Source organism: Neobacillus vireti, assembly GCF_036962465.1.
GTDB classification, from domain to species: domain Bacteria; phylum Bacillota; class Bacilli; order Bacillales; family Cytobacillaceae; genus Neobacillus; species Neobacillus vireti_B.
In genome coordinates this window covers 1-22,348 of the sequence record NZ_JBALNF010000071.1, presented here as the reverse complement: position 1 = coordinate 22,348, position 22,348 = coordinate 1, and the positions used below count along the sequence as shown (strand labels likewise).

At 35.3% G+C, this 22,348-nt stretch carries 17 protein-coding genes and 3 pseudogenes; 13 read left to right on the top strand and 7 right to left on the bottom strand.

Features of this window, described 5'->3' with window-relative positions; all coding sequences use genetic code 11:
* Nucleotides 1-60: 60 nt before the first annotated feature.
* The 5 genes from V7077_RS24935 to V7077_RS24915 all read left to right on the top strand — a co-directional run bounded on the left by V7077_RS24935 (nt 61) and on the right by V7077_RS24915 (nt 7,602).
* Nucleotides 61-1,269, top strand: coding sequence for an MFS transporter (locus tag V7077_RS24935; RefSeq protein ID WP_335506963.1), 1,209 nt, complete (start codon nt 61-63; stop codon nt 1,267-1,269).
* A 246-nt stretch (nt 1,270-1,515) separates the two neighbouring features.
* Nucleotides 1,516-2,028, top strand: coding sequence for a GNAT family N-acetyltransferase (locus V7077_RS24930; RefSeq protein WP_335506961.1), 513 nt, complete (start codon nt 1,516-1,518; stop codon nt 2,026-2,028).
* A 271-nt stretch (nt 2,029-2,299) separates the two neighbouring features.
* Nucleotides 2,300-3,343 (top strand): AraC family transcriptional regulator, encoded by a 1,044-nt coding sequence (locus tag V7077_RS24925; RefSeq protein ID WP_335506959.1) that lies wholly within the window; start codon nt 2,300-2,302, stop codon nt 3,341-3,343.
* A gap of 119 nt (nt 3,344-3,462) precedes the next feature.
* Nucleotides 3,463-5,892 carry a glycoside hydrolase family 2 TIM barrel-domain containing protein gene (locus V7077_RS24920; protein WP_335506957.1) on the top strand — a complete coding sequence of 810 codons (2,430 nt, stop codon included), beginning with the start codon at nt 3,463-3,465 and terminating at the stop codon, nt 5,890-5,892.
* Between the two features lie 300 nt (nt 5,893-6,192).
* The gene (locus V7077_RS24915; RefSeq protein ID WP_335506955.1) at nt 6,193-7,602 is read left to right on the top strand and encodes an MFS transporter; all 1,410 of its coding nucleotides are present in this window, start codon (nt 6,193-6,195) and stop codon (nt 7,600-7,602) included.
* A 555-nt stretch (nt 7,603-8,157) separates the two neighbouring features.
* Here V7077_RS24915 and V7077_RS24910 read toward each other — a convergent pair.
* Nucleotides 8,158-9,393 carry an IS110 family transposase gene (locus V7077_RS24910; protein WP_335506953.1) on the bottom strand — a complete coding sequence of 412 codons (1,236 nt, stop codon included), beginning with the start codon at nt 9,391-9,393 and terminating at the stop codon, nt 8,158-8,160.
* A gap of 390 nt (nt 9,394-9,783) precedes the next feature.
* Here V7077_RS24910 and V7077_RS24905 point away from each other — a divergent pair, with 390 nt between their 5' ends.
* Nucleotides 9,784-9,942 (top strand): hypothetical protein, encoded by a 159-nt coding sequence (locus V7077_RS24905; protein WP_335506951.1) that lies wholly within the window; start codon nt 9,784-9,786, stop codon nt 9,940-9,942.
* A gap of 7 nt (nt 9,943-9,949) precedes the next feature.
* Nucleotides 9,950-10,534, top strand: coding sequence for a CBO0543 family protein (locus V7077_RS24900; protein WP_335506949.1), 585 nt, complete (start codon nt 9,950-9,952; stop codon nt 10,532-10,534).
* Nucleotides 10,535-10,787: 253 nt separating this feature from the next.
* Here V7077_RS24900 and V7077_RS24895 read toward each other — a convergent pair whose 3' ends face one another.
* Nucleotides 10,788-12,026, bottom strand: a complete 1,239-nt coding sequence (locus V7077_RS24895) for an IS110 family transposase (RefSeq protein WP_335506947.1) — start codon at nt 12,024-12,026, stop codon at nt 10,788-10,790.
* A 1,051-nt stretch (nt 12,027-13,077) separates the two neighbouring features.
* A pseudogene (locus V7077_RS24890) lies at nt 13,078-14,304 on the bottom strand (IS110 family transposase).
* A gap of 1,162 nt (nt 14,305-15,466) precedes the next feature.
* Here V7077_RS24890 and V7077_RS24885 point away from each other — a divergent pair.
* Nucleotides 15,467-16,207 (top strand): reverse transcriptase domain-containing protein, encoded by a 741-nt coding sequence (locus V7077_RS24885; protein WP_335506945.1) that lies wholly within the window; start codon nt 15,467-15,469, stop codon nt 16,205-16,207.
* A 428-nt stretch (nt 16,208-16,635) separates the two neighbouring features.
* On the opposite strand, the pseudogene V7077_RS24880 reads toward V7077_RS24885, so the two are convergent.
* A pseudogene (locus V7077_RS24880) lies at nt 16,636-16,827 on the bottom strand (AraC family transcriptional regulator); the annotation flags it as partial.
* 539 nt (nt 16,828-17,366) lie between these two features.
* On the opposite strand from V7077_RS24880, the gene V7077_RS24875 reads away from it, so the two are divergent.
* The 4 genes from V7077_RS24875 (at nt 17,367) to V7077_RS24860 (ending at nt 19,999) form a co-directional block, all read left to right on the top strand.
* On the top strand, nt 17,367-17,702 hold the full coding sequence (locus tag V7077_RS24875; protein ID WP_335506943.1) for an ArsR/SmtB family transcription factor: 336 nt from the start codon (nt 17,367-17,369) through the stop codon (nt 17,700-17,702).
* A 41-nt stretch (nt 17,703-17,743) separates the two neighbouring features.
* On the top strand, nt 17,744-18,742 hold the full coding sequence (locus V7077_RS24870) for an NADP-dependent oxidoreductase (protein ID WP_335506940.1): 999 nt from the start codon (nt 17,744-17,746) through the stop codon (nt 18,740-18,742).
* A 200-nt stretch (nt 18,743-18,942) separates the two neighbouring features.
* Nucleotides 18,943-19,362 carry a FosM family fosfomycin resistance protein gene (gene fosM, locus V7077_RS24865; protein ID WP_335506939.1) on the top strand — a complete coding sequence of 140 codons (420 nt, stop codon included), beginning with the start codon at nt 18,943-18,945 and terminating at the stop codon, nt 19,360-19,362.
* A gap of 211 nt (nt 19,363-19,573) precedes the next feature.
* Nucleotides 19,574-19,999 carry a MaoC family dehydratase gene (locus V7077_RS24860; RefSeq protein WP_335506937.1) on the top strand — a complete coding sequence of 142 codons (426 nt, stop codon included), beginning with the start codon at nt 19,574-19,576 and terminating at the stop codon, nt 19,997-19,999.
* Nucleotides 20,000-20,301: 302 nt separating this feature from the next.
* On the opposite strand, the gene V7077_RS24855 is transcribed toward V7077_RS24860, so the two are convergent.
* Nucleotides 20,302-20,772 (bottom strand): DinB family protein, encoded by a 471-nt coding sequence (locus V7077_RS24855; protein WP_335506935.1) that lies wholly within the window; start codon nt 20,770-20,772, stop codon nt 20,302-20,304.
* A 165-nt stretch (nt 20,773-20,937) separates the two neighbouring features.
* On the opposite strand from V7077_RS24855, the gene V7077_RS24850 reads away from it, so the two are divergent.
* Nucleotides 20,938-21,573 carry a chloramphenicol phosphotransferase CPT family protein gene (locus tag V7077_RS24850; protein WP_335506933.1) on the top strand — a complete coding sequence of 212 codons (636 nt, stop codon included), beginning with the start codon at nt 20,938-20,940 and terminating at the stop codon, nt 21,571-21,573.
* A 162-nt stretch (nt 21,574-21,735) separates the two neighbouring features.
* On the opposite strand, the pseudogene V7077_RS24845 reads toward V7077_RS24850, so the two are convergent.
* Both V7077_RS24845 and V7077_RS24840 read right to left on the bottom strand, forming a co-directional pair.
* A pseudogene (locus V7077_RS24845) lies at nt 21,736-21,855 on the bottom strand (VOC family protein); the annotation flags it as partial.
* A gap of 55 nt (nt 21,856-21,910) precedes the next feature.
* A complete protein-coding gene (locus V7077_RS24840; RefSeq protein WP_335506931.1) occupies nt 21,911-22,348 on the bottom strand; it encodes a hypothetical protein in 438 nt (145 codons plus the stop codon).

The following is a 22,348-nucleotide window of genomic DNA, read 5'->3' as shown; positions in this document are numbered from 1 at the left end:
ACAGTCCGATCTAAAATCTCCCAATAGCTAAGATTTAATCTGAATAATGGGGGATAAAGAATGAAATGGAATAAAAATTTTACATTGTTGTTGTTAGGCCATTCACTTGCAAATATAGGTGATGTCTTATATGTCGTAAGTGTTATTAGTACGATATTTAATTTAACAAGTTCGGCAACAGCTTCGTCAATAGTTCCTTTTACAATTACTTCAGCAATGTTTGTTTCTAGTGTGTTAACTCCTCTTTTGGTTGGAAAAGTAAATTTAAAATGGCTGATGGCTGGATCACAAATCGGAAAGACAATTTTGCTTGTGATTCTAGGGTTGATCGTACTTGGTATAACAGCATCCAACTATTATTTAATCTTTTTACTAATTGGATTGATCGCTCTTCTGGATGGATGTGCGAATCCAATAAGACAGACATTGATTCCACATTATGTAACTTCTGAAGAGTTAATAAAAGCTAATGGTATTACTGAAACAGTGACTCAAATCGTTCAAGCAGCAATGTGGTTCGTGGGTAGTTCGCTCTTGCTTATTTTAAGTCCTGAGCAACTTATTTGGATAGTTGGATGTTTGTTTGCAATATCTAGTACTTTACTATGTCTTTTAGAGAATGTAACTGATTTAACAACGAAGACTAAAGGGAAATTAGATCAACTCAAACAGGGATGGAGAGTTTTATCTGAAACTCCAGTACTGAGAAAAATCGCTTGGATAGACAGTTTGGAAACGATCGCAGGGACGGTATGGATTGCGGCCATTTTATATGTTTTTATCAACGATGCTTTACACGTTGATGAAAAATGGTGGGGATTCATCAATGGTGCCTACTTTTTTGGATTGATTTTAGGAAGTGTCTATTGTATTAACTACTCTTCTTTTGTGGAAAAGAAACTGGGTACCTTTATTTTCATCGGTTCGTTTACTTGTTTCTTAGTAACAATTTGGTTTGGTTTAAATAGTAATCCCATCATAGCCTTACTTTTATCGACCTTTATAGGAATTTTTGGGCAAATAAAACATATTCCTCAACAAACGGTTATACAGACCAGTGTTTCAAAAGAAGGGTTATCTACTGTATATACATCATTAGGTGCTATAGGAACGGGAATCTTCGGAGTTGGCTCGTTGCTTGTAGGGATATTGGCAGACATGCTGGGAGTTAGAATCGTATTCTTTCTTTCTGCTCTAATGCTTGCCTTAATTAGTGCGATCGTTTATAAAAATAAGAAACTTTTTGTTAGAAGTGTTATAGGAAACTAATAATGGAAGGAAGGACTTTTAATTAAAGAAATCCTTCCTTCTAATTGGTAAAGTGAGATTTAAAATTTCCTACTTCAATATAGGTGCGATACTTCAAGGAGAAGGTCGCTTTTCTTCATAAGAAAGAATGTGAAAATTTGTAATTAAACTATCTGATAGTTTAGTTGAACAACAATACATTAAATAGAGGATTTTTAGCTTCTTTAAAGAAAAAGTAAATAAAAAGTAGTGAAGGGATGAAAAGAGTTGGAAGCAAGTAACTATATAATTCAGATAAAGCCTTGGGAGGATAATGACCTTGATTTACTTTTTCGTATTAACGCTCCAGAAATGATGCAGCATCTTGGTGGTCCAGAGAGTAAAGAGCAGATTTTGAAACGACATAAACGATATCTTGAGCTTGGTAATAGAGGACGTATGTTCAGCATTTTATTATTACCAAAATTAGAACCAGTAGGTTCTGTGGGTTATTGGCAAACTACTTGGAATAATGAAAGTGTATATGAAACTGGATGGAGCGTTCTACCCTCGTATCAAGGGAAAGGAATAGCTTCAAAAGCAGTAAGGTTAGCAATAGAAGAAGCATCTAGTGAGAACAAATATAAATACATTCACGCATTCCCATCGATTGATAATCCTGCCTCTAATGCGATTTGTCGGAAGCTTGATTTTGAGTTTATCTCTGATTGCGAATTTGAATATCCTCCAGAAAGCTTTATGAGGTGCAATAATTGGCGTTTTGACTTAATTGGAAAATAGCTGGCTTTTTAAAAAAGTTTGTGAAGAAATGTACTTAAACTATTGGGGCAGGATAGTTTAAGAAGAAGTTTTTTTGAATATAGAAATAGTATGATAATTAGGTAGTGACTAGTTTAAAGGAGGGGTACAACAGTAGGAATATCTTCATTACAAGTTCCTACGGTACTTTTAAAATAATTCATAAAGAGCGATTTTAATTAAGTTGATATTTAGTTAATCTTCTTTAACTAGAACAACATCTATTCTCAAAATAGAAGCAAAGGGTGTGAGAATGATGAAATTGCTGGAACAATATGAAGTATTAAGTAAAACTGATTCAATATCAGAATTAGATAAAAATATAATGGTGGATCACCCTTTAAATGTAATACTAAACCCTGAAGGTGAAGACATTCACAGTCTTGTCGATTCCTTTGCTATCATTTTATGGAGAAGCACATCGGACGGTAAAGTAGTAACCTCAATAAATTTCAGCCAACCTATACTAACATATGTTGAAAACAGGTTGAGTGCGGGTATGACAAAGATGCATCGCCATGATTATATTGAAATGGCTTTTGTTGTGAAAGGAGAATTCAGCCAGATCGTTGGTGGGCAAACACTTACCTTCCCCCAAGGAAGCGTATGTATTATTGATAGAAACACCGAACATGCCGATTATGTCAAAGGTCAGGATAATTTTGTTATCTTTATATGCATGAAAGAGAATTTTTTTGACGGGATATTTCTTTCGGAAATAGAAAACAACAACGTTCAGCTATTTATAAGAAAAGCCCTTCTGGATCAGAAAAGTTTAAAACAGTTATTACAATTTACCCCAAGAGGACAACATGATGTTTTACTTCCTCTAATTGAACAAGTGTTTGATGAGAAATGTGGTAATCAAAAAGGGGCAAATTATATTGTAAAAGGACTAATGGTTCGAATATTTTATTTATTGACAATGGACTATGACATAAACCTAACCGAAACACAGAAAAAACAACTGAATGATTTACTTTTTCTCGAAGTAGAAGAGTATTTAAGAAAGAACTACCAAGATGCTTCTTTAAAAGAGCTTACCAACCGGTTTCACTTTCAGCAGGATTATTTTGCTAGGTTTATTAAAAAGCATACGGGGCTCACATTTTCAGAGTATCTAAGAAAAATCCGAATATCCAAAGCAGAGGAATTGCTTTTGAACACCCGTATGACCATTACGCAAATAATAGACTCCATTGGCTACAAAAATCGGAATCATTTTTATAATATTTTTCATACTATTCATAAAATGACTCCTGAACAGTTCAGGCAAAACATTAGTTCCAAAAAGTAAAAGTCGAAAATGGACACATTTTATAATCAATTTAATCGAAAGGGGGCAATGCCCCCTTTCTTTTTTTTTGTTAACCTAGTTGTAGTAATACATATCTTCTATAGAAAGGTTGATTAAAAATGATTCGTAATTCATTCAATGACGGATGGACCGTTGGGGCTAGTACCGGTTTCTTTAACATGAATCCAGGTGAACTTAAATCCGTTACACTGCCACATGATGCAGCAATTACTCTGGAAAGAAACGCACATTCAGTAACAGGGCACAAGAAAGGTTTTTTTACTGATGGAACTTATGAATATGTGAAGAAATTTTTTGTACCTACAGAGTTTACAGGTAAGAGAGTCACCTTTGAGTTCGAAGGGGTCTATATGAATGCCATGGTTTTTATAAATGGTGATTTTGCAGGACAACATCCATATGGTTACAGCAATTTTTATATAAAGGCAGATCGCTTCCTAAAATATGGTGAAGAAAATGAAATTAAAGTGGTAGCAAGGAGTTACGATGACTCCCGTTGGTACACTGGAACAGGGATCTACCGAAATACTAAAATCATGGTTGCAAATCCAGTTCATATTGCAGTTGATGGAGTAAAAATTACAACCCCTGATATTTCAAGTGAACGTGCCATTGTTACGGTAGCAACTGTTGTGGAAAATGAAGGCATGAATCCACAATCCACCCAGGTTATCACTGAAATTGTGGATGCAGAGGGCAATATTGTTGCCTCCAATATTGTACCATTAACTTCTTTTGTTAATGAAAGCGCTACCCTTCATCAACGTCTATATATAAAACAACCTAAGTTGTGGAATGTGGACAACCCTTATCTATATTCATGTAGAAGTAAGGTAATGGAAGGAAACAATGTACTTGATGAAGAAACTAATAGCTTTGGAATCCGCTCACTATCCCTTGATGCGGAAGATGGTCTTCGAATCAACGAGGAAGTGGTGAAACTTCGTGGGGCATGTATACATCATGATAATGGTGTAATTGGTACGGCTACAATTGAACGCGCTGAAGAGAGAAGAGTTGACATTTTAAAAGAAGCAGGATTCAATGCAATCCGTAGTGCTCACCATCCTATGAGTAAAGCCATGCTTAAAGCATGTGATCGTTTAGGTATGTTGGTGATGGATGAAGCTTTCGATATTTGGACTCAGAATAAATCAAATTATGATTACTCATTGAATTTCCCTACATGGTGGGAGCATGACATCCAGGCAATGGTAGATAAAGATTTCAACCACCCTAGTGTAATTATGTATTCAATCGGAAATGAAATTCCAGAAACAGGCAGCGCTAATGGAGCCTCCTGGGGCAGAAAACTAGCAGAGAAAATTCGTAGTTTGGATAGTAACAGATATGTAATTAATTCCATTAATGGTATGGTCTCTGTTATGAGTCAATTGCAAAAGTTAACACAAGACAGTATGACTGGCGATATAAATACTTTAATGGCAAATATCGGTGAAACGATGAAAAACATCCAGAGTATGGAAATTGTAACTAATTCTACTGCGGAATCCTTTGCTGTGGTAGATATTGCAGGATATAACTACGCGGACAATCGATATTTAACAGATAAGGAACTTTTTCCTAACCGGGTTATCTGTGGTAGCGAAACATTTCCAAAGAATATAGCTAACAATTGGAAATTAGTAAAAGAAAATGGGCATGTAATTGGTGATTTTACATGGACTGGTTGGGATTATCTAGGAGAAGTTGGTATTGGTAAGATTGAATATGAAGAAACCAGTAATGGGGAGGGAATGTTTGGTACTTTTCCATGGATTGCTGCTTATTGTGGCGATATTGACTTCATTGGTAATCGTCGCCCTGCATCCTACTATCGGGAAATTGTATTTGGTTTAAGAAAACAGCCTTACATTGCTGTGCAGCGTCCTGCATACTACGGGAAGAAGCCTATTTCTACACCATGGAGCTGGAGTGATTCCATTTCCAGCTGGAGTTGGGAAGGGTATGAAGGTTACCCAGTAAAGGTTGAGGTGTATTCAGATGCGGATGAAGTAGAATTACTGGTGAATGGTAAAGTGGTTGGGAAAGCCGGTACAGGCGAAGATCATGTCTTTAAAGCAGAGTTTGATACAGTTTATATACCTGGTGAAATTGTGGCGGTGGCATACACCAATGGCAATGAAACAGGGCGTTATTCGCTAATTTCTGCCGCTAGTCATGTAAATCTGCAGGTAGAAGTTGACCGAGTTAAGATTGAAGCTGATGACAACGATCTCGCATTTGTTAAAATTTCCCTCGTGGATGAAAAAGGGATTTTGAAACCGCTCGCTGATCGTAAGGTGTCAGTAAAAGTGGAGGGTGCCGGTATATTACAAGGACTCGGAAGTGGTAACCCGAAGACAGAAGAAAATTATTTTGATTCAACGCATACTACATTTGATGGACAAGTGCTCGCAGTTGTTCGACCTACAGCAATGGGAACCATTAATGTGACTGTTGAAGCGGAAGGATGTATTGCTCAAACGGTGCAAATAGAGGCTGGTAATAAAATTCCAATTCACTAGTATGTAGTACCGAATGGGTTGCATTCATAGTTAATAGATTTGAGTTGATAAAATCAAAGATTGGTTGTTGTATTAGCCATCAATCCATTAAACTGAAGATTGTCAACTCAAATCGTTACTCACCACCTTAGACTTATTTAAATAAAAAAAAATGATAAAGCCTATTACCAAAAATGAAAACGTTTAATCGGGATATCTCTTTATTGGTAAAAGTGGTTTAGGGTATAAATAGTTAGATTGAAGAACGGTAAGTAACAATTTGTCAATGAAAAAGGGGAACTTTCAAAGGGGGAATAACAAATGGAAACTGTCATTCATAAAGAAGCAAAACCAGAAGTGAAAATGCAACCAAAATCGATTCCAAAATTAAAGTTCAGAGAAAAGCTGACTTTTGGTATCGGTGATTTTGGTTCAAACTTTAGTTGGTCATTTATTGCTATGTTTGCTACCATTTACTTAACTGATACTGTAGGGCTATCAGCGGGAATACTTGGTACAATATTTTTAATTTGCCGGGTTTTTGATGGGATTGCCGATATTTTTATTGGGACACTTATCGATAAAACAAATACGAAAATGGGTAAAGCAAAACCGTGGGTGTTTTGGACAACCCCTCCACTAGCGATAGCTACATTTTTACTTTTTAATGTTCCTAGTTCACTTGGTTCGACAGGGCAAATTGTATATGTGTTTGTTCTATACTTTCTTGTAGCTGCAGTGTTCTATACTTCAAATAATGTTGCATATGGTGCGTTAACTTCATTTATGACAACGGATTCAAAAGATCGCGTATCCTTAGGTAGTTATCGATTTATTTTGGCTATTTTAGCAGTTTTAGTAATATCATCATTTACAACTGTTTTAGTTCATGATTTTGGCAGTGGTCAACGTGGATGGACAATTACGGCAGCTATTTATTCAATTGTTTGTGCTATTCCATTGATGATTACAGGGTGGTTTATAAAGGAACGTAATGTTTCAGACAATGCAGGGCACGCTCAAAACATTTCTTTATGGTTAACGATCAAAGTATTATTTTCAAATAAATATTTCTTAATTGCAATTATTATGTTTTTATTGATGTACCTAGCTCAAACTCGGACATCCGTACAAATTTATTACGTAACGTATATTTTTAAAAGACCAGACCTTATGGGAGTCATTGCCCTTGCAGGTATGTTGCCAATTATTATTGGTTTAATGTTTGCATCCCAAATAGTTGGTAAGTTTGGGTTAAGAAAAAGCATACTGGGTGGACAAATTATTGTAGCAATCGGGACTATAGCAATGGGTATTTACTCGGAAAATTTAACCATGTTCATTGTGAGTTCTGTTATTGCTTCTATAGGAAGTGTTACGTTATCTGCCGGTATATATGCAATTGTTGCTGATGTAGGAGACTTAGTATTCTGGAAATCTGGAGTTCCAGTTCAAGGTGCAGTATTTAGTTTAACTAGTGTTGGATTAAAAATTGGAACAGGTTTGGCTTCGGCATTGGTAGGATGGATTCTTGCTTATACCAAGTATGTTCCAAATGCAAATGTTCAACCAGATAGCGCTATAATCGGAATAAAATTCTTATATATATACTTTCCATTAATTTGTACAGTTGCCACAGCTATCGCAGTAGTTTTTTTGAATCATGAAAAACTAATGCCAAGAATCAGAGAAGAAATTAGTTTAGGTCAAGTTGGAAAAAACCGTAAATGAGTTCTATATCGCCAGGGTTGCTTCTAAATAGCATACATTAAAAAACAAAAGCGTCAAATAATCCTCTTTTTATTAATATGGGATTACTTGACGCTTAATTTACGTCTTGAAAATTGACTTAATAAATTTTTGCTGTGCAAGGATTGTCGATCGTGTCTCGCGCTATCGCCTTTCTGGACCTCCAAACGAGATTTGGGTATATATATCAACACATTTTGATCTAAAATTTCCAAGTATCTTCCGATTTTTTTTGGTGTTAGCCACTCTTTTTGTTTAATCCTTTAATAAAATGACTTTGATCTTGAAGTTAAAGTGATTTGCAATTTCTGAATAAGATTGTGAAGAGTTGCACTTAAAGTATAGGGTTGCGTTTATTCAGGATGATGCAACCGCTGCGGGCGGTCATTTTTTTTTGGACTAAACCAGCTAATATTTTGTCAATATTTTTCATTAAAAACTTAAAATATCTCATGTTATACTAAAAATATGCATGCCAAATAACCCTCCATTAGTCTAATTTTGGAAGGTTTTGTGTTATTTAGTTAGATTTAGGTTCTAAGCTATATCTTGGAAAGTAGTTTTGTTCTTTAAAAGGGCAAATATCCAATGTAAGAGCTTATTTACGCATGCTATTACGGCTACTTTAAAAGGCTTTCCTTCATCACGTTTCTTGTCGTAAAACTCTCGCATTCTCTTGTTTCGTGGGATGATTTCATCAGTTGTTTTCTTTTTACGACAGTCACGTATGGCACAACGAACTGCCATATATAAGGCGTGACGAAGCCTACTGGATCCTCTTTTGGTGATTCGGTTTTTGGTGGCTGTAAACTTACCAGATTCGAATACACTAGGATCAACTCCAGCGAAAGCTACGAGCTTTTTAGGATCAGTAAATCGATCTATCTCTCCAATTTCTGAAATGATCGTTGCCGAGATCTTTTCACCGATACCAGGGATAGATTTGATAATATTATATTCTTCAACTCCTTTAGCGAGGGCATCTATCTCGGACTCTAACTTGGATAGGTGCTCTTTGTATTGAAGAATGATATTGATATACATACCTAAACTTAAAATATGGCTCTGATATAAGGTCTTTTCAAACGGATTTCGATTGGCTGCAGCCTTGAGCTGATTAGCTTTTTCTTTAGCCCATCGATGGGAACGACTTTTACATAACTCAGTGATTTTGTCGGCAATTGTTTCTTCACTTGCCTCTAAAATATCTTCAGATGAGGGAAACTCTGAAAGAGTTAATAGTGATAATACCGAATATAAGTCACCAAAAACACCTCTGTATTCAGGGAAGACCTGATCCAGAATTGCTTGAAATTGTAGCTTTGTTTGAATCAATACACCAGTAATATTTTCGTGCTGTCTTGTAAGATTCCGAAGGTTTAATAGCTGGATACCACGCTTCTTATACGGCTCTAAATCCTCCTTATAAAACAGCTCGCAGAGATGGTAAGCATCTATCGCATCTGTCTTTACTTTCCGAAGACTTGAACTTTTAGCCTTATAAGAAATCAATGGATTAATGATTATCATTAAATATCCACGGTCCTCTAGGTATTGAACAACAGAGGAGTGATAATGTCCTGTTGCCTCTAAAACAACAGGTGGTTTCTTACCTGTTTCTCTTTTAACTTCCTCAAGAAAATCTACAAGTAAACTTAGACCTTCTAGAGTATGAGAAACTTTAAAACTTTTACGATATGGTTTGCCTTTATCTAAAAATGCTTGAACCTGACTTTCTCCTTTTGAAATATCCAGACCAATGACTGGATTCATTTCTAAATCCTCCTCCTAAACTAGTAATTTGCCAGTACCCCTAATTCCTCCATGTAGTGTCACAGCTTCGCTTGTTATACGAGATCTAAGTCCCAACCAGCCTCAATCATGTTTCTACAAGTAGGGGGCGAACCGTTTAGCTGACGGGGTCAAAGCCCCACGGGCAGTTACGATCTACCCTGGCTACTGATATAATAAGACCAAAATAAATAAGGTCAACCAGAAATATTTAGCATTCTGGTTAACCTTATAATACGGACGGGCAGTTTAGCGCAATAACAATCCAATCGAAGCACGATTTTATCTTCTTTTGAATGTAGTAACAGTTAATGGGGAAAATTAACATCAACATACGTACATACAAACGTTAAGTGACGGAGGTTGAAAAAATTGAAAGTTCATACTCGACTGGTGATTAATGCTGAACCAGAGGTAAAAGAAATGGTAAACCAAATAAAACATGTAACTAAAAAGTCCATCAAAGAAATCGTTGATACATTAATACGCCAACAATTTCAGAGGATTCGAATCAATTGGACAGGGAGATAATTAAAAAATGACAATCGAAGAGGGATTGAGACAAGCTGAGCAAGGGTATCTAAAAATAGTTGAAGCAAATAGTTTGATGGCAGACGCTACAAAGAATGCATTTCTATTTACATGGAGATGGTGGCTTGGTATTGCATTAATCATCCTTCCATGGACACTTTGGTTTATGTTTAGAAAAAAAGAAAGTACAAATCGTTTACTGCTAGCAGGTTTTACTTCTATGCTTCTCTCTTATGCTATAGAAAGCATTGCTATGTCGTTAGGGAAATGGTCGTATCCCTTTAAAGTAGTTCCATTTTCCCCCATGTTGTTTCTTCCTTTTGATCTTTCAATGCTACCAGTGGCAGTCATGTTTTTCATCCAATTGAAACCCAATATTAATCCCTTTATAAAAGCAATTGTTTTTGGTGTGTTAGGCGCATTTGTTTTAGAACCGATTTTTGAAAAGATTTGTTTTTATAATGCCAAAGATTGGCTTCACACATATGATTTCTTTCTTCATTCTTCCATTTTTTTAACCTCCTACTGGTTAAGTTCAATGAATAATTTCGAAAAAATCAAATCGGATGATAATACTGAACGTGGCGTGTAAAGCCCTATAACCATTGGATTTTAGGTGCCACCTATTTTCCATTAGAACAAACAGGGCGATGTTTAATTGACATTGCCTTTTTCGTTGAGTAAGTTTGTGAAGTATCGTACTTAAAGTAAACCAGCTAATAGTTTGTCAATATTTTTCACTAAAAAACTTATATTACCCATGCTATACTAAAAATGTTCATGCCAAATAACCTTCCTCTATCTTATAATTGGAAGGTTTTGTTGTATTTAGTTAGATATAGTTTTTAAGCTATATCTTGGAAAGTAGTTCCGCTTTTTAATAAGGCGAAAATCCAATGTAAGAGCTTATTAACACATGCAATAACTGCTACTCTGAAGGGTTTTCCTTCTTCACGTTTTTTATCGTAGAACTCTCTTAGCCTTTTATTGCGTGGAATAATTTCTTCAGTCGTTTTCTTTTTACGTGCATCACGAATTCCGCTTTGAACAGCCATATATAGGGCATGGCGAAGTCTACAAGACCCTCGTTTTGTAATTCGGTTAACGGATGCAGTAAACTTACCTGAAGAGTACACACTTGGATCAATACCAGCGAATGCAACCAGCTTTTTGGCATCATTAAACCGATCTATCTCTCCAATTTCAGAAATAATCGTTGCAGCGATTTTTTCTCCAATACCAGGGATAGATTGGAGGATCTTATACTCTTCAATTTCTTTAGCGAGGGCATCTATTTCATTCGCAATCTGTGATAGATGCTCTTGGTATTGAAGAACAATTTTGACTAAGATCTCAAGGTTAAATATATGACTCTTGTATCGATTGTGCTGAAAAGGATTACGAAGGGCTGCGTCTCTTAACTTCTGTGCCTTTTCTTTTGCCCAAAGCTCTGAACGACTCATACATAACGATGCTATTTTATCTGTTAATTCTCTCTCACTTACACTTAATACTGCTTCAGAAGTAGGGAATGCTAGTAAAGTAAGCAATGATACTTTTGAATAGAGGCTTCCAAATACACCTCGATACTCAGGAAATACCTTATCGATTAAAGAGTGCAACTGTAACTTTGTTTTCGCTGATATTTCTGCAATACTCTCTTGTTGCCTTGTTAGATTACGAAGGTTTAAGAGTTGAATTCCACGCTTTTTATAAGGCTCTAGCTCCTCTTTATAAAACAGTTCACACAGGTGATAAGCATCAATTGCATCTGTTTTTACCTTTCGTAGGCTTGAACTTTTAGCTCTATGTGAAATAAGAGGGTTGACGATAATATAAATATATTTTTGTTCATCTAGGAACTGAATAACGGGTAAATGATAGTGTCCAGTTGATTCTAAAACAACCGAAGGTTGATGACCGCCAGCTGCTTTCTCAACTTCTTGAAGGAACACTAATAATTTCCCCAATCCTTCAAGATCGTGTTCAATACTAAAGCTCTTACGATATGGTTCGCCTTTATCTAAAAATGCTTGAACCTGACTTTCTCCTTTGGATACATCCAGACCAATGACTGGATTCATACTTTATCTCCTCCTAGAAAAACAATATTAGTCGGTATCCCCTTAGGCTCCTTGTAATGTCATAGGTTCGCTTGTTAAACGGGATCATGGTCCCAACCAGCCTGAAACATGTTTATACAAGTAGGGGGTGAACAGTTTAGCTAACGGGATCCAATTCCCACGGGTGCGACGTTCTACCCCGACTACCGTTATCATAAGACCATATAAAAAATGGTCAACCAGAAAAATCTGGTTAACCTTATATTACGAACGGGTGCAAGAGTTGAACAAAGGAGTTGTTGTTACAGCTCCTTTTCTTATTGAGATAACGGTGCAGGATATTTTAATAAGGATATTGTTGTGTCTGGATTAATTTACTTATATTCATATACAACCAATCAATTTAAGATAATAATGAAGATTATTAGCTGATTTTTTGGGGTGTGGAGTATGGATAAAAAGAATTTAATTACAATTTTTATAGTATATGTAACTCTAGATAATATGAGGGGATTTGAAATATCCCATTTTTGGATTGTTAACCAATTATTTAAGTTAGTAGTTTGTTTCGTTGTGTTTTTTCTTTTTACACTTATTTGGAATGGCATTACAAAGGACAAATTTTGAAGGATTAAACTTTCCTTATTAAGCTCCCTCAGTTAGATACGATTATCTCTCAAATACTCACTTATTCGCAGGATTTCAAATCACTTGTAATAATACTAGGGGACTGATGAAAGGTGTTGTTAGCATTTTGGCTACATGAAGGCGTACTTAAATAAAGGAGGTATTTACAACTCCATTATTTTCCATATAATGTACGTTTCTCCACGCCACCCCTGGAGGTTTTCGCTCCCATGTCTCAACGGGTCTAATGCCCTTTCATTCCTTCGTCATACCTATCCAAGTGGTAGATGCCGGTCTTTCTAACGGAACGGGTCAGAGCCCTTATGCTTAAGTAATCCGGTCCTTCGTACTTTCTTTGAAATCCTACGAATAAGCCAATATTCGAAATGTATTTATCTATCAGTTTATTAATTTACTTGTAATTGAAGATATGTTGGAAATTTTATTAAGCAGCTATTGAAATTAAAGGTTGTACTTTGTCGGAACGATAAGATTCATTTTTTCTTGCCATTCCTACTAGAATTCTTGCAAATTTATTTATTAATTTCATGATGGACTTCATTTTTTTCATCTTTTTCACATTAACATTATTAGAATGTAATTCTTTAAAATCGGGGTTGTTCATGACAAGGCTCATTGTGGCTAGGTACAAAAAGCGTCGTAAGCGGGACCTTCCTCGTTTTGAAAGGACAATTTGTCCTTTCCATTTACCTGAACTAGCCTCTGCTAAATGTAACCCTGCATGTCGTAATAAAGAATTACCATGAGCGAAACCACTGAGATCTCCGGCTTCTCCTAAAATACCGGCAAGTGCAATTTCGCTTATGCCTTTAATGGCAAGCAATTTTTTAGCGAAAGGTATTTTTTTAAGAACTTCAGTGACTTCCTTTTCAACTCTTTCGAGTTGGGCTGTAGCTAGATCGAATTCTTCAATTAATTGTTCCAAGTGTAATTTATAAGCATCAAGTGCTTGTGGTGTACCAACAGAATGGGTAGCTAATTCAATAAGTAGTTTTGCTTTTCTTAAACCAGCTTGTCGTTTCATTAAGGTTTTCCAGCCATTCACGATATCCTGTGGTTTCATTGAACTAATTTCAAGTGGGGTAGGGAATAAGCGAAGTGTTGCGATTGCGCCTTTTCCTTTAACATCTTTGAAAACTTGCCGAAGTTCTGGGAAAACAATATATACCCAGCGGTTAATCTGATTTGACTCGTAGTTTTTCAAAGATTTCTGAAGAAGGGCGAATAAATGAATAATAGCCATTCTTCACCATATCAGCGATAACTAAGGCATCTTTTTTATCACTTTTAGATTGGGTATTATCTCGATTTTCTTTATTTCTTTTTACAAGGTGGGGGTTTACTGTCACTACTTCAATATTTCTTTCATAAAGCCATTTTGATAAGTTAACCCAGTAGTGTCCGGTTGGCTCCATACCAACAATCGTAGTATCTAAGCCCTTTAAAGCTTTCAACCGATTAATCCATTGTATTAATCTAGCAAAGCCATCTTCATTATTTTCGAACGTTAGAGGATCACCAATAACAATGCCACGGAAGTTTACGGCACGAGCAACGTGAAACTGTTGGGCTATATCTATTCCTACAATAAGATGTTTGATCGAAATTCTTTCAATTAGTGATTTTGTTTGTCTTGCATTTTAAACTTCATATTAGAGCTTCCTCCTAAGAATGATTTTGTGTTCTGTTTGTATAATCATCTTAATGAGGGGCTCTATTTTTTTCAAACGCGAAAAATAGCTATCTACAGGAATTCTAACGGGTGCATTAGCTAAAGTTGATGATCGCTGCGGCGGTCTATTTTCTTGTTGAGCTAACGGGGCAGTTAGTTTTAGTAGAACAATTATTCAATTGGACTATTGTTTGAATGTCTTTCAATCTTTGTATTTATTACAATTATCTCATTCCATCTTTATAATTCTTATATGGTGATATTTACCAGACATGGCACTTATAAGTTCTTCATACCTTTAAATTACGGGTAATTCAGACTATAGGAAGTATATAAAAGATTAATTTTTACTCATCGGTTAAATGGAGTTTTAAAGAAACCTTTTTTGCGAGACTTCAACAGAAAGGAAGAAAACATTTAAGTGAAAACTTGGGAGATGATTAAACAAACTGTACAAGGTGATGTATGGTTTTCAGAAACCTTGGGTTACTCTGTTATACACGCATCTAATGGATTCGTTTCGTTAAAAGCGAAATCAAAAGGTAGCATAAAAGTATCAAATAATTTTTTAAGGGCTACTGACTGGAGAAAAGTCAATAAAGACACTAATAATAATTAAACATTATAAACATTCTATAACAATATGCTGACACTACTGCATTGTACGACGATTATATGCAATAGAAAAGAAGGTGCTTGTTCAACTAACGGGGTGCTTGTGCGGCCGAGCATAGGTCGTATCATATAGCTGGTGGGATTCCCGTCAAGTAAGAACTAGCCATTCGCTCGTAGAGAGTCTTGGAGGGCTAAAGGTAACTTTAGTCTTTAATCGTAGACAGTTAGATGGCGGGCCGAAAGCCAAATGGTTGAAGGGATTGAGCTCCATAATGTTAGTAAATCGAGAGGGCTGATGCCTTAAGCACAGCAGAAAGCTACATTTTATCTTTCGTTAAAGGCAAGTAGGATAAAACAAATCGTAACTGCCACGATGCTTTGAAAATACTGAACCACTATATTGAAAAGAGAACAGTAAATTATGTAGTAGATGTAGATATTAAAGGATTCTTTGACAACGTTGACCACACATGGATGATGGATTTCTTAAAACTGCGAATCGCTGACCCTAACCTACTAAAAATCATTGGAAGAAGGTAAGAAATATAAAACAGACAAAGGCACACCGCAAGGTGGAGTAATATCTCCGATATTAGCCAATGTATACCTCCATTATGTCCTTGACCTATGGTTTGAGAAAAGGGTTAGGAAACAGTGCAAGGGACAAGCATACATAGTGAGATATGCAGACGATTTTGTTTGTTGTTTTCAATATAAATGTGAAGCCGAGCAATTCTTCCATTCATTAAAGTTGAGATTAAAGAAATTTAATCTAGAAATAGCTGAGGATAAAACCAAAATCATACCCTTCGGGCGGTTTGCGGAGCAAAATGCAAATCAACAGGGAAGAAGTAAACCGGCAACTTTTGATTTCCTTGGATTTACACACTATTGCGGTAGGAGTAAACAAGGGAAATTTCGAGTAAAACGGAGAACAAGCAGGAAGAAAGTCCAAGCTAAACTAAAAGAAACTAAAGGATGGTTGAAAATTAACAGAAACAAAGACATTCATACCATTATGGATAGATTTAAACGCTCACTAGTAGGCTATTACAACTACTATTGCATTACAGATAATACCCAAAGTGTAAACAAATTCAGAGACAAAATCGGGTACTTACTGTTTAAATGGCTCAATAGAAGAAGTCAAAGGAAATCATTTACTTGGGATAAATTCATACTCTTTCTTAATAAATATCCTTTACCTTACGCAAGAGTTAAGGTTAATATATACGACTTAAGAAAAGAAATTAGCTATATTTTGTAAAAATGACTAGGATGAGCCGTGTGCGTTAATAGCGCAAGCACGGTTCTGTGAGGGGGGAGGAGTACAATTTACCGCAAGGTAGAAAGGCTCCCTTTCTACTTGACTAGTTGAGGTAAGAGTTGCATGGTAGCTCTTATTTGATTTGACCCATTTGCGTACTAAAAAAGGTAGGGCTAATTCCCAAGCTTTTGGTTTATCTTATTAAGTTTACGAATGATTGTAAGAGCAAATAAAAAAAGGGATCCAGTGAAAATACTTGTAAGAATACAAGCTCCAATACCCATCTTTATAATTATATCGAGCTTCTTTTTGGTAGATGAAAACAATAATAATACCTCTTTCCTTTTTATGTTGGTATTAAGATTTTTACCAATCAGGGATAAATTATGTAAGTGGAAATATTATTTCCTGCACATTACGAGAAAATCTTCATTTTTTTCATCAATTGAAATTGTATAGGAGCCTGGATAAAGTAGAAGGAACCTATTTTCTTCAACGGAAAAATATCCTCGATTAGTTTTGTAAAAGGTGTTTCCATTAGAAAATGTTTTTATTGAAAGTTGCCCCTGACCTTCCCAAAAATATTGTGTGCTTTTAGCATGAAGAATATAGACCTGAATCCACTAAGCTGGGCATATTCGTGCAGATTCACATTCTCTTATGAATCAAAGGTTTGATTTACATCAAGCGGTTATTGGAAAAGAAACTTTTAAAATTGGAGAATCGACAATTTTGATAAAATACTATGAATTATTCACTCGAGGTGGGAAATGTGGAAACATTGATTTATAATCTTTAACATACATAAATAATACTCTTGATAAGGTTGTTAACTACCATATAGCAAAAAGCTTATTAGTAAATCTCCATAAGATTAAGGGATTTTCATTAGAAACTGCAGCAGAAACGATTGAATGTATCTCCTTCTACATTCAATCGTTTCTGCAGAAAAATTGGTTTTAGAAATGTTTCAAACTTAAGGAATACTGTTGTAATTAAGTATGGGGCATGTTTTGAAAAAACGGTATTGACCAGAAGTGATTCGTCTTGATTTTCTTTCTCAATATTGCACCGAATACAACCGTAGTATATAGTGGTATTCGATCATATGGTTCGTCAAATTAAACGATTCAACTGATCACTGGAGGTATTAAATTGCATGAATAAACATGACCAACTAAAAATTATCAAAGAGGATTTTATTAATTGTCAAAAGGTACTATTGGCGATTGGTGATGAAACACGTCAATCGATCTTGTTAGTTCTAATGGGAACGGATTGTCAAACAGGATTACGTGTGGGTGAAATCACAGAACAAACCCATCTTTCTCGACCTGCTGTGTCTCATCATCTAAAGGTTTTACGAGATGCCGGAGTAATTTTAATGCGTAAAGAAGGGACAATGAATTTTTATTATATTAATGTCCGTACAGAATTAGGTTTATTAAGAACACTTGTGTCTGATATTGATAAGTTCATGCAGAACTTTTATTGAAATGGTGGAATTTTAACATATATTATTTGGAGGTAAAGGCTATGAAAGCAATGGTGATTGATAAATACGGGAAAGTACCAATGCGTTTGGCAGAAATGCCCACTCCTGAAATTGGTGAATATGAGGTACTCGCAGAAATTCATGCAGCTAGTATCAATCCTGTTGATTTTAAAATACGCGATGGGAAAGTGAAATTGTTAGTTAACTATAAAATGCCTCTTATCTTAGGGAATGACTTTTCTGGTGTCGTTGCAAAAGTTGGCGCAAAAGTGACTCGTTTTAAAGCTGGTGACGAAATATATGCACGTCCACGTAAGAGTAAAATCGGTACGTTTGCGGAATATATCTCCATTCATGAAGATGACATCGCCTTAAAACCTAAAAATTTGAACTTTGAGGAAGCAGCATCAATCCCACTGGTTGGGTTAACCACCTATCAAGCGTTAATTGACATTTTACAATTACAAATAGGACAAAAGATTTTTATTCATGCTGGGGCTGGTGGTGTCGGTACCTTTGCTATTCAACTGGCAAAATTAATGGGTGCCACTGTTGCAACAACCGCAAGTGAAGCAGGTTCGAATTTAGTAAAATCTCTTGGTGCAGATGAAATCATTAATTACAAGACAGAAAAATTTGAAGAGATACTTGAAAACTATGATGCCGTATTTGATACACTTGGTGGCGAGATACTTGAAAAATCATTCAAAGTGATAAAAGACGGAGGAAAGATTGTTTCCGTTTCGGGATTACCAAATGCTCGTTTTGGTAAAGAATATGGTTCCGGATTTTTTAAAACGTTGTTGTTTTCAGCAGCAAGTTATAAACTTACTGCGCTTGAAAAAAAGCATAATGTTCAATATTCGTTTTTGTTTATGAAGCCAAGTGGAGAGCAATTGCTTAAAATCGCAAACTTTATTGAGACTGGTAAAATCAAACCGATAATTGATAGAGTTTTTCCTTTTGAGGATGCTCAAAAAGCGATGGAATATGTGGAGTCAGGAAGGGCTAAAGGGAAAATCATTTTAAAAATCAGATAGTTATCAAACGAGCCAAAAAACAAGTTCTATCTTTCCATTTTTATATGATTTTATTATTTTATCCTTACTAACCTCGCTAATTTCTTTCTAATTCTGTTTAATTGTGACTCTTATTTTGAATTTATCGTAATTTTTTTGCAATAAAATTTGTTTCCTTTGTATGGTGGAATTATTAAAAAGTATACTTTTGAGGTGTAATTATGTCCGTAAAAGGTCTTAATCATTTTTTATTTTCTGTGTCTAATTTAGAGAAATCGATAGAGTTTTATAAAAATGTGTTTGATGCAAAGTTGTTAGTCAAGGGCAGAAGCACAGCCTATTTTGATTTGAATGGTATATGGCTTGCCCTTAATGAAGAAAAAGATATTCCCCGTAATGAAATCAGCCAGTCATACACTCATATTGCATTTTCAATAGAAGAAGATGAGTTTGATGATATGTACATTAAACTTGAGGAATTGAAGGTACACATCCTTTCAGGTCGTCTAAGAAATGAAAAAGATAAAAAATCCATTTACTTTACTGACCCTGATGGTCATAAGTTTGAATTTCATACAGGTACTTTACAAGACAGGCTGGATTATTATAAAAAGGAAAAAACACATATGGAGTTTTATTAATTAATAGTTTCACTGTTCAGATAAAAAAGGTTTATCAAAAAAAATTGTGAAGAATTCACTACTTAAGTTAGTGCAACAATCAGAATAAGGATTAATCTACCATGAGTGCTTCTTAGCTTAAGAAGACTTTTATAATTTCCACTTGTTGAGTATCTGGTGCTAAAATAAACATGGACAACAATGAATATAACAATAATGTTGAGGTGTAAGAATGAAGTTAGATGAGTTTACAATTGGACAGGTGTTTCAAACTAAATCATTAAAATTAACAAAAGAAGATATTATGAGGTTTGCAGGTGAATTTGATCCTCAATATATGCATTTGGATGAGGAAAAAGCAAATCAGGGAAGGTTTAATGGAATTATTGCTTCTGGTATACATACGTTAGCCATTACTTTTAAGCTTTGGGTTGAAGAAGGTTTCTACGGTCAAGATGTGATTGCTGGAACACGGATGAATAATATTAAATTTATAAAGCCTGTGTATCCTGAAGATGAATTGCATATCAATGTTGAAGTTATTGATAAGAAAGCAACTAAAGATGAAACAGGCGTCCTTACTGTATCCTTATCTACCTTTAATGATAGAGATGAAAAAGTTTTTGAGGGTGACCTGTCCGTATTGATAAAGCGATGAAAGGTAATTAAAAACATTGGATTCTTGCTAAAGTAATGGGGCGATTCTTCCAGACGGGGGTCGCCTTTTTCTTTTTGCACAAAAAAGATTGTGAAAATGTTGTCCTTAAACTACCGGGCAGCGATACTTAAAGAAGAAGATCGCCTTTTTATTGTGAGATGTTGTAATTAAATATCGTTCAGGTTAGCGAGTATTCGGGAGAAAATTGTATTAAACTGAGGGAGTTGAAGAAGGGAACACTTAAATAAAACAAAACGCAATAAAAAGGTGCTACACAACAGTGAAAGCACCTATATTACGCGCTAATCCCAGATACGGATTCTCGGAACACCTGCGGTTCTTAAATAATCTAATAACTGACCAGTATGAACAGATTCATGATATGCAATGCGTAGGAGCATGTCCCCCAGATCTCTTATGTATCCTGCATCAGAACGATCAATCTTAATATTTGTTAAGTCTTCTTCAGAAAATGATCTGATTGTATTTATGAATTGATTACGATATGGTTCTGCAAATTCCAATTCAGAATTTACGGAAGTATAAGGTCTGTTTTCAAAAGGAGAATTAAAAATGGATAAACTTCCTTGATTTTTAAGTGCTAGGTGATAATAATGTTCGCTTTCCAGTATGTGCCTGACCATTTCTATACAATTCATTGCTTCATTATCTGGCTTCCATCTTAGTTTTTCTTCAGGAATAGATCTCCAGACTTTTATGCTTCTTCTTCTAACTTCTTTTAAGTTTAAAATAATTAATTCTATTGAATTCATAAAAGTTCCTCCCTTTGATAAGCATATTATAATTATACACGAATGAACGTTCGTGCCTATGAATATCTTAGCATATTTATTTGTACTTTATATTGATTTTCGACTAACATAGCAGGTAAGTAAGCAAATAAAACTGTTACATTTATGGTAAGAGGAGGAAACAGAGTGCTAAGTTCAAATCCATTAGGTAAGATCGTGATTCTGAACGGAACTCCTCGGTCAGGAAAATCAAGTATAGCAACTATTGTCCAAAATACGTTTGATGGGGTTTGGATGAATTTAGGGGTTGATAATTTTATTCGTATGACACCTCAACGCTATCAACCTGGAATTGGATTAAGACCTGGAGGCGAACGCCCTGATTTAGAGGCATTAATCGTTACCTTGTATCAGGCTATGTACGAATCTATTGCAGCACACAGTCGATTAGGTTTGAACGTTGTTGTTGATGTAGGACATCATGATAACTATTCAACTGGGAGGGGGATTCTTTATAAGTGTGTTAGTATTTTGAAGGACTTTCCCGTGTTATTTGTGGGTATCCGATGCCCCCTAAATGTTGTAATGGAGCGACGAATTGCGACTTGGAATAATAGTTACGCTGAAGATGGGTCTGTACCAAAACCCATAATGTTGTGGCAGAAGTCCGTTCATTTTCCAGGCATCTATGATCTGGAGATAGATACATCGGTTCTAAGTCCTGAAGAATGTGCAAATTTGATTCGAAAAAGATTAGAAGAGAATCCCATAAATACAGCTTTTAAGCGTCTTGCAGATATGATAAATGAAGAGACAGACTGAATACGTAAACTAATGGGTAGCGTCAGTGGAACAGTAAGAGGTGCTGCGGCAACCTCCTTTTTTGTGGAACAAGCGGTAGCTCAGCTCAATAGAGAGACTACTATGTTATGAAATATAAAAGGATACCATAATTGTGTTTTGGTATCCTTTCAGTATCTATTATTAAACTTCTATTTCACTTATAAATGCATGCGTGTTATCTTCGGTATCCTTAAAGAAAGTCATCCAAGTTTCGGTTCCGCCCATCTTTGCAACAATATGTGATTCGTCAATAAAATATACTCCTTCATTCGTAAACTTTTTATATAATAAAGGGCTTGAATAACTCCAAGCTCCCTTAGAGCTGTAATTTCGTAGAAATTTTAGAAATTGTAAACCACATAGAAAGAAACATCAAAATTCCAAAAATGTCAGAAACAATAACACTGTGACCGATAAATACATGTTCATAATGAAATAATGGTGTATTATAAATGGCAATGAAAATTGATAGTACAGCAAAAATAAGACTAAGTTTGTTCTTAGTTAATCTATAGAAGAAATAGAGAAGAGTAGAATAAGCCCAAAATTGTGAAACATACCAGGCGTGTGATAGCCTAATCTCTGCTTTAGTATGAAAATAAAATAAAACTAAAACTAAAAAGATGAGAAAGGCAATAACGGGGGCAAATTTCACCAACTTTAAAAGACTAAAAATACGGTTATTTAGTTTATACGTTTTATGATTTTCTTTGAATAAATTCTTTGCAACAAAATTATTAAAATAAATAAACAC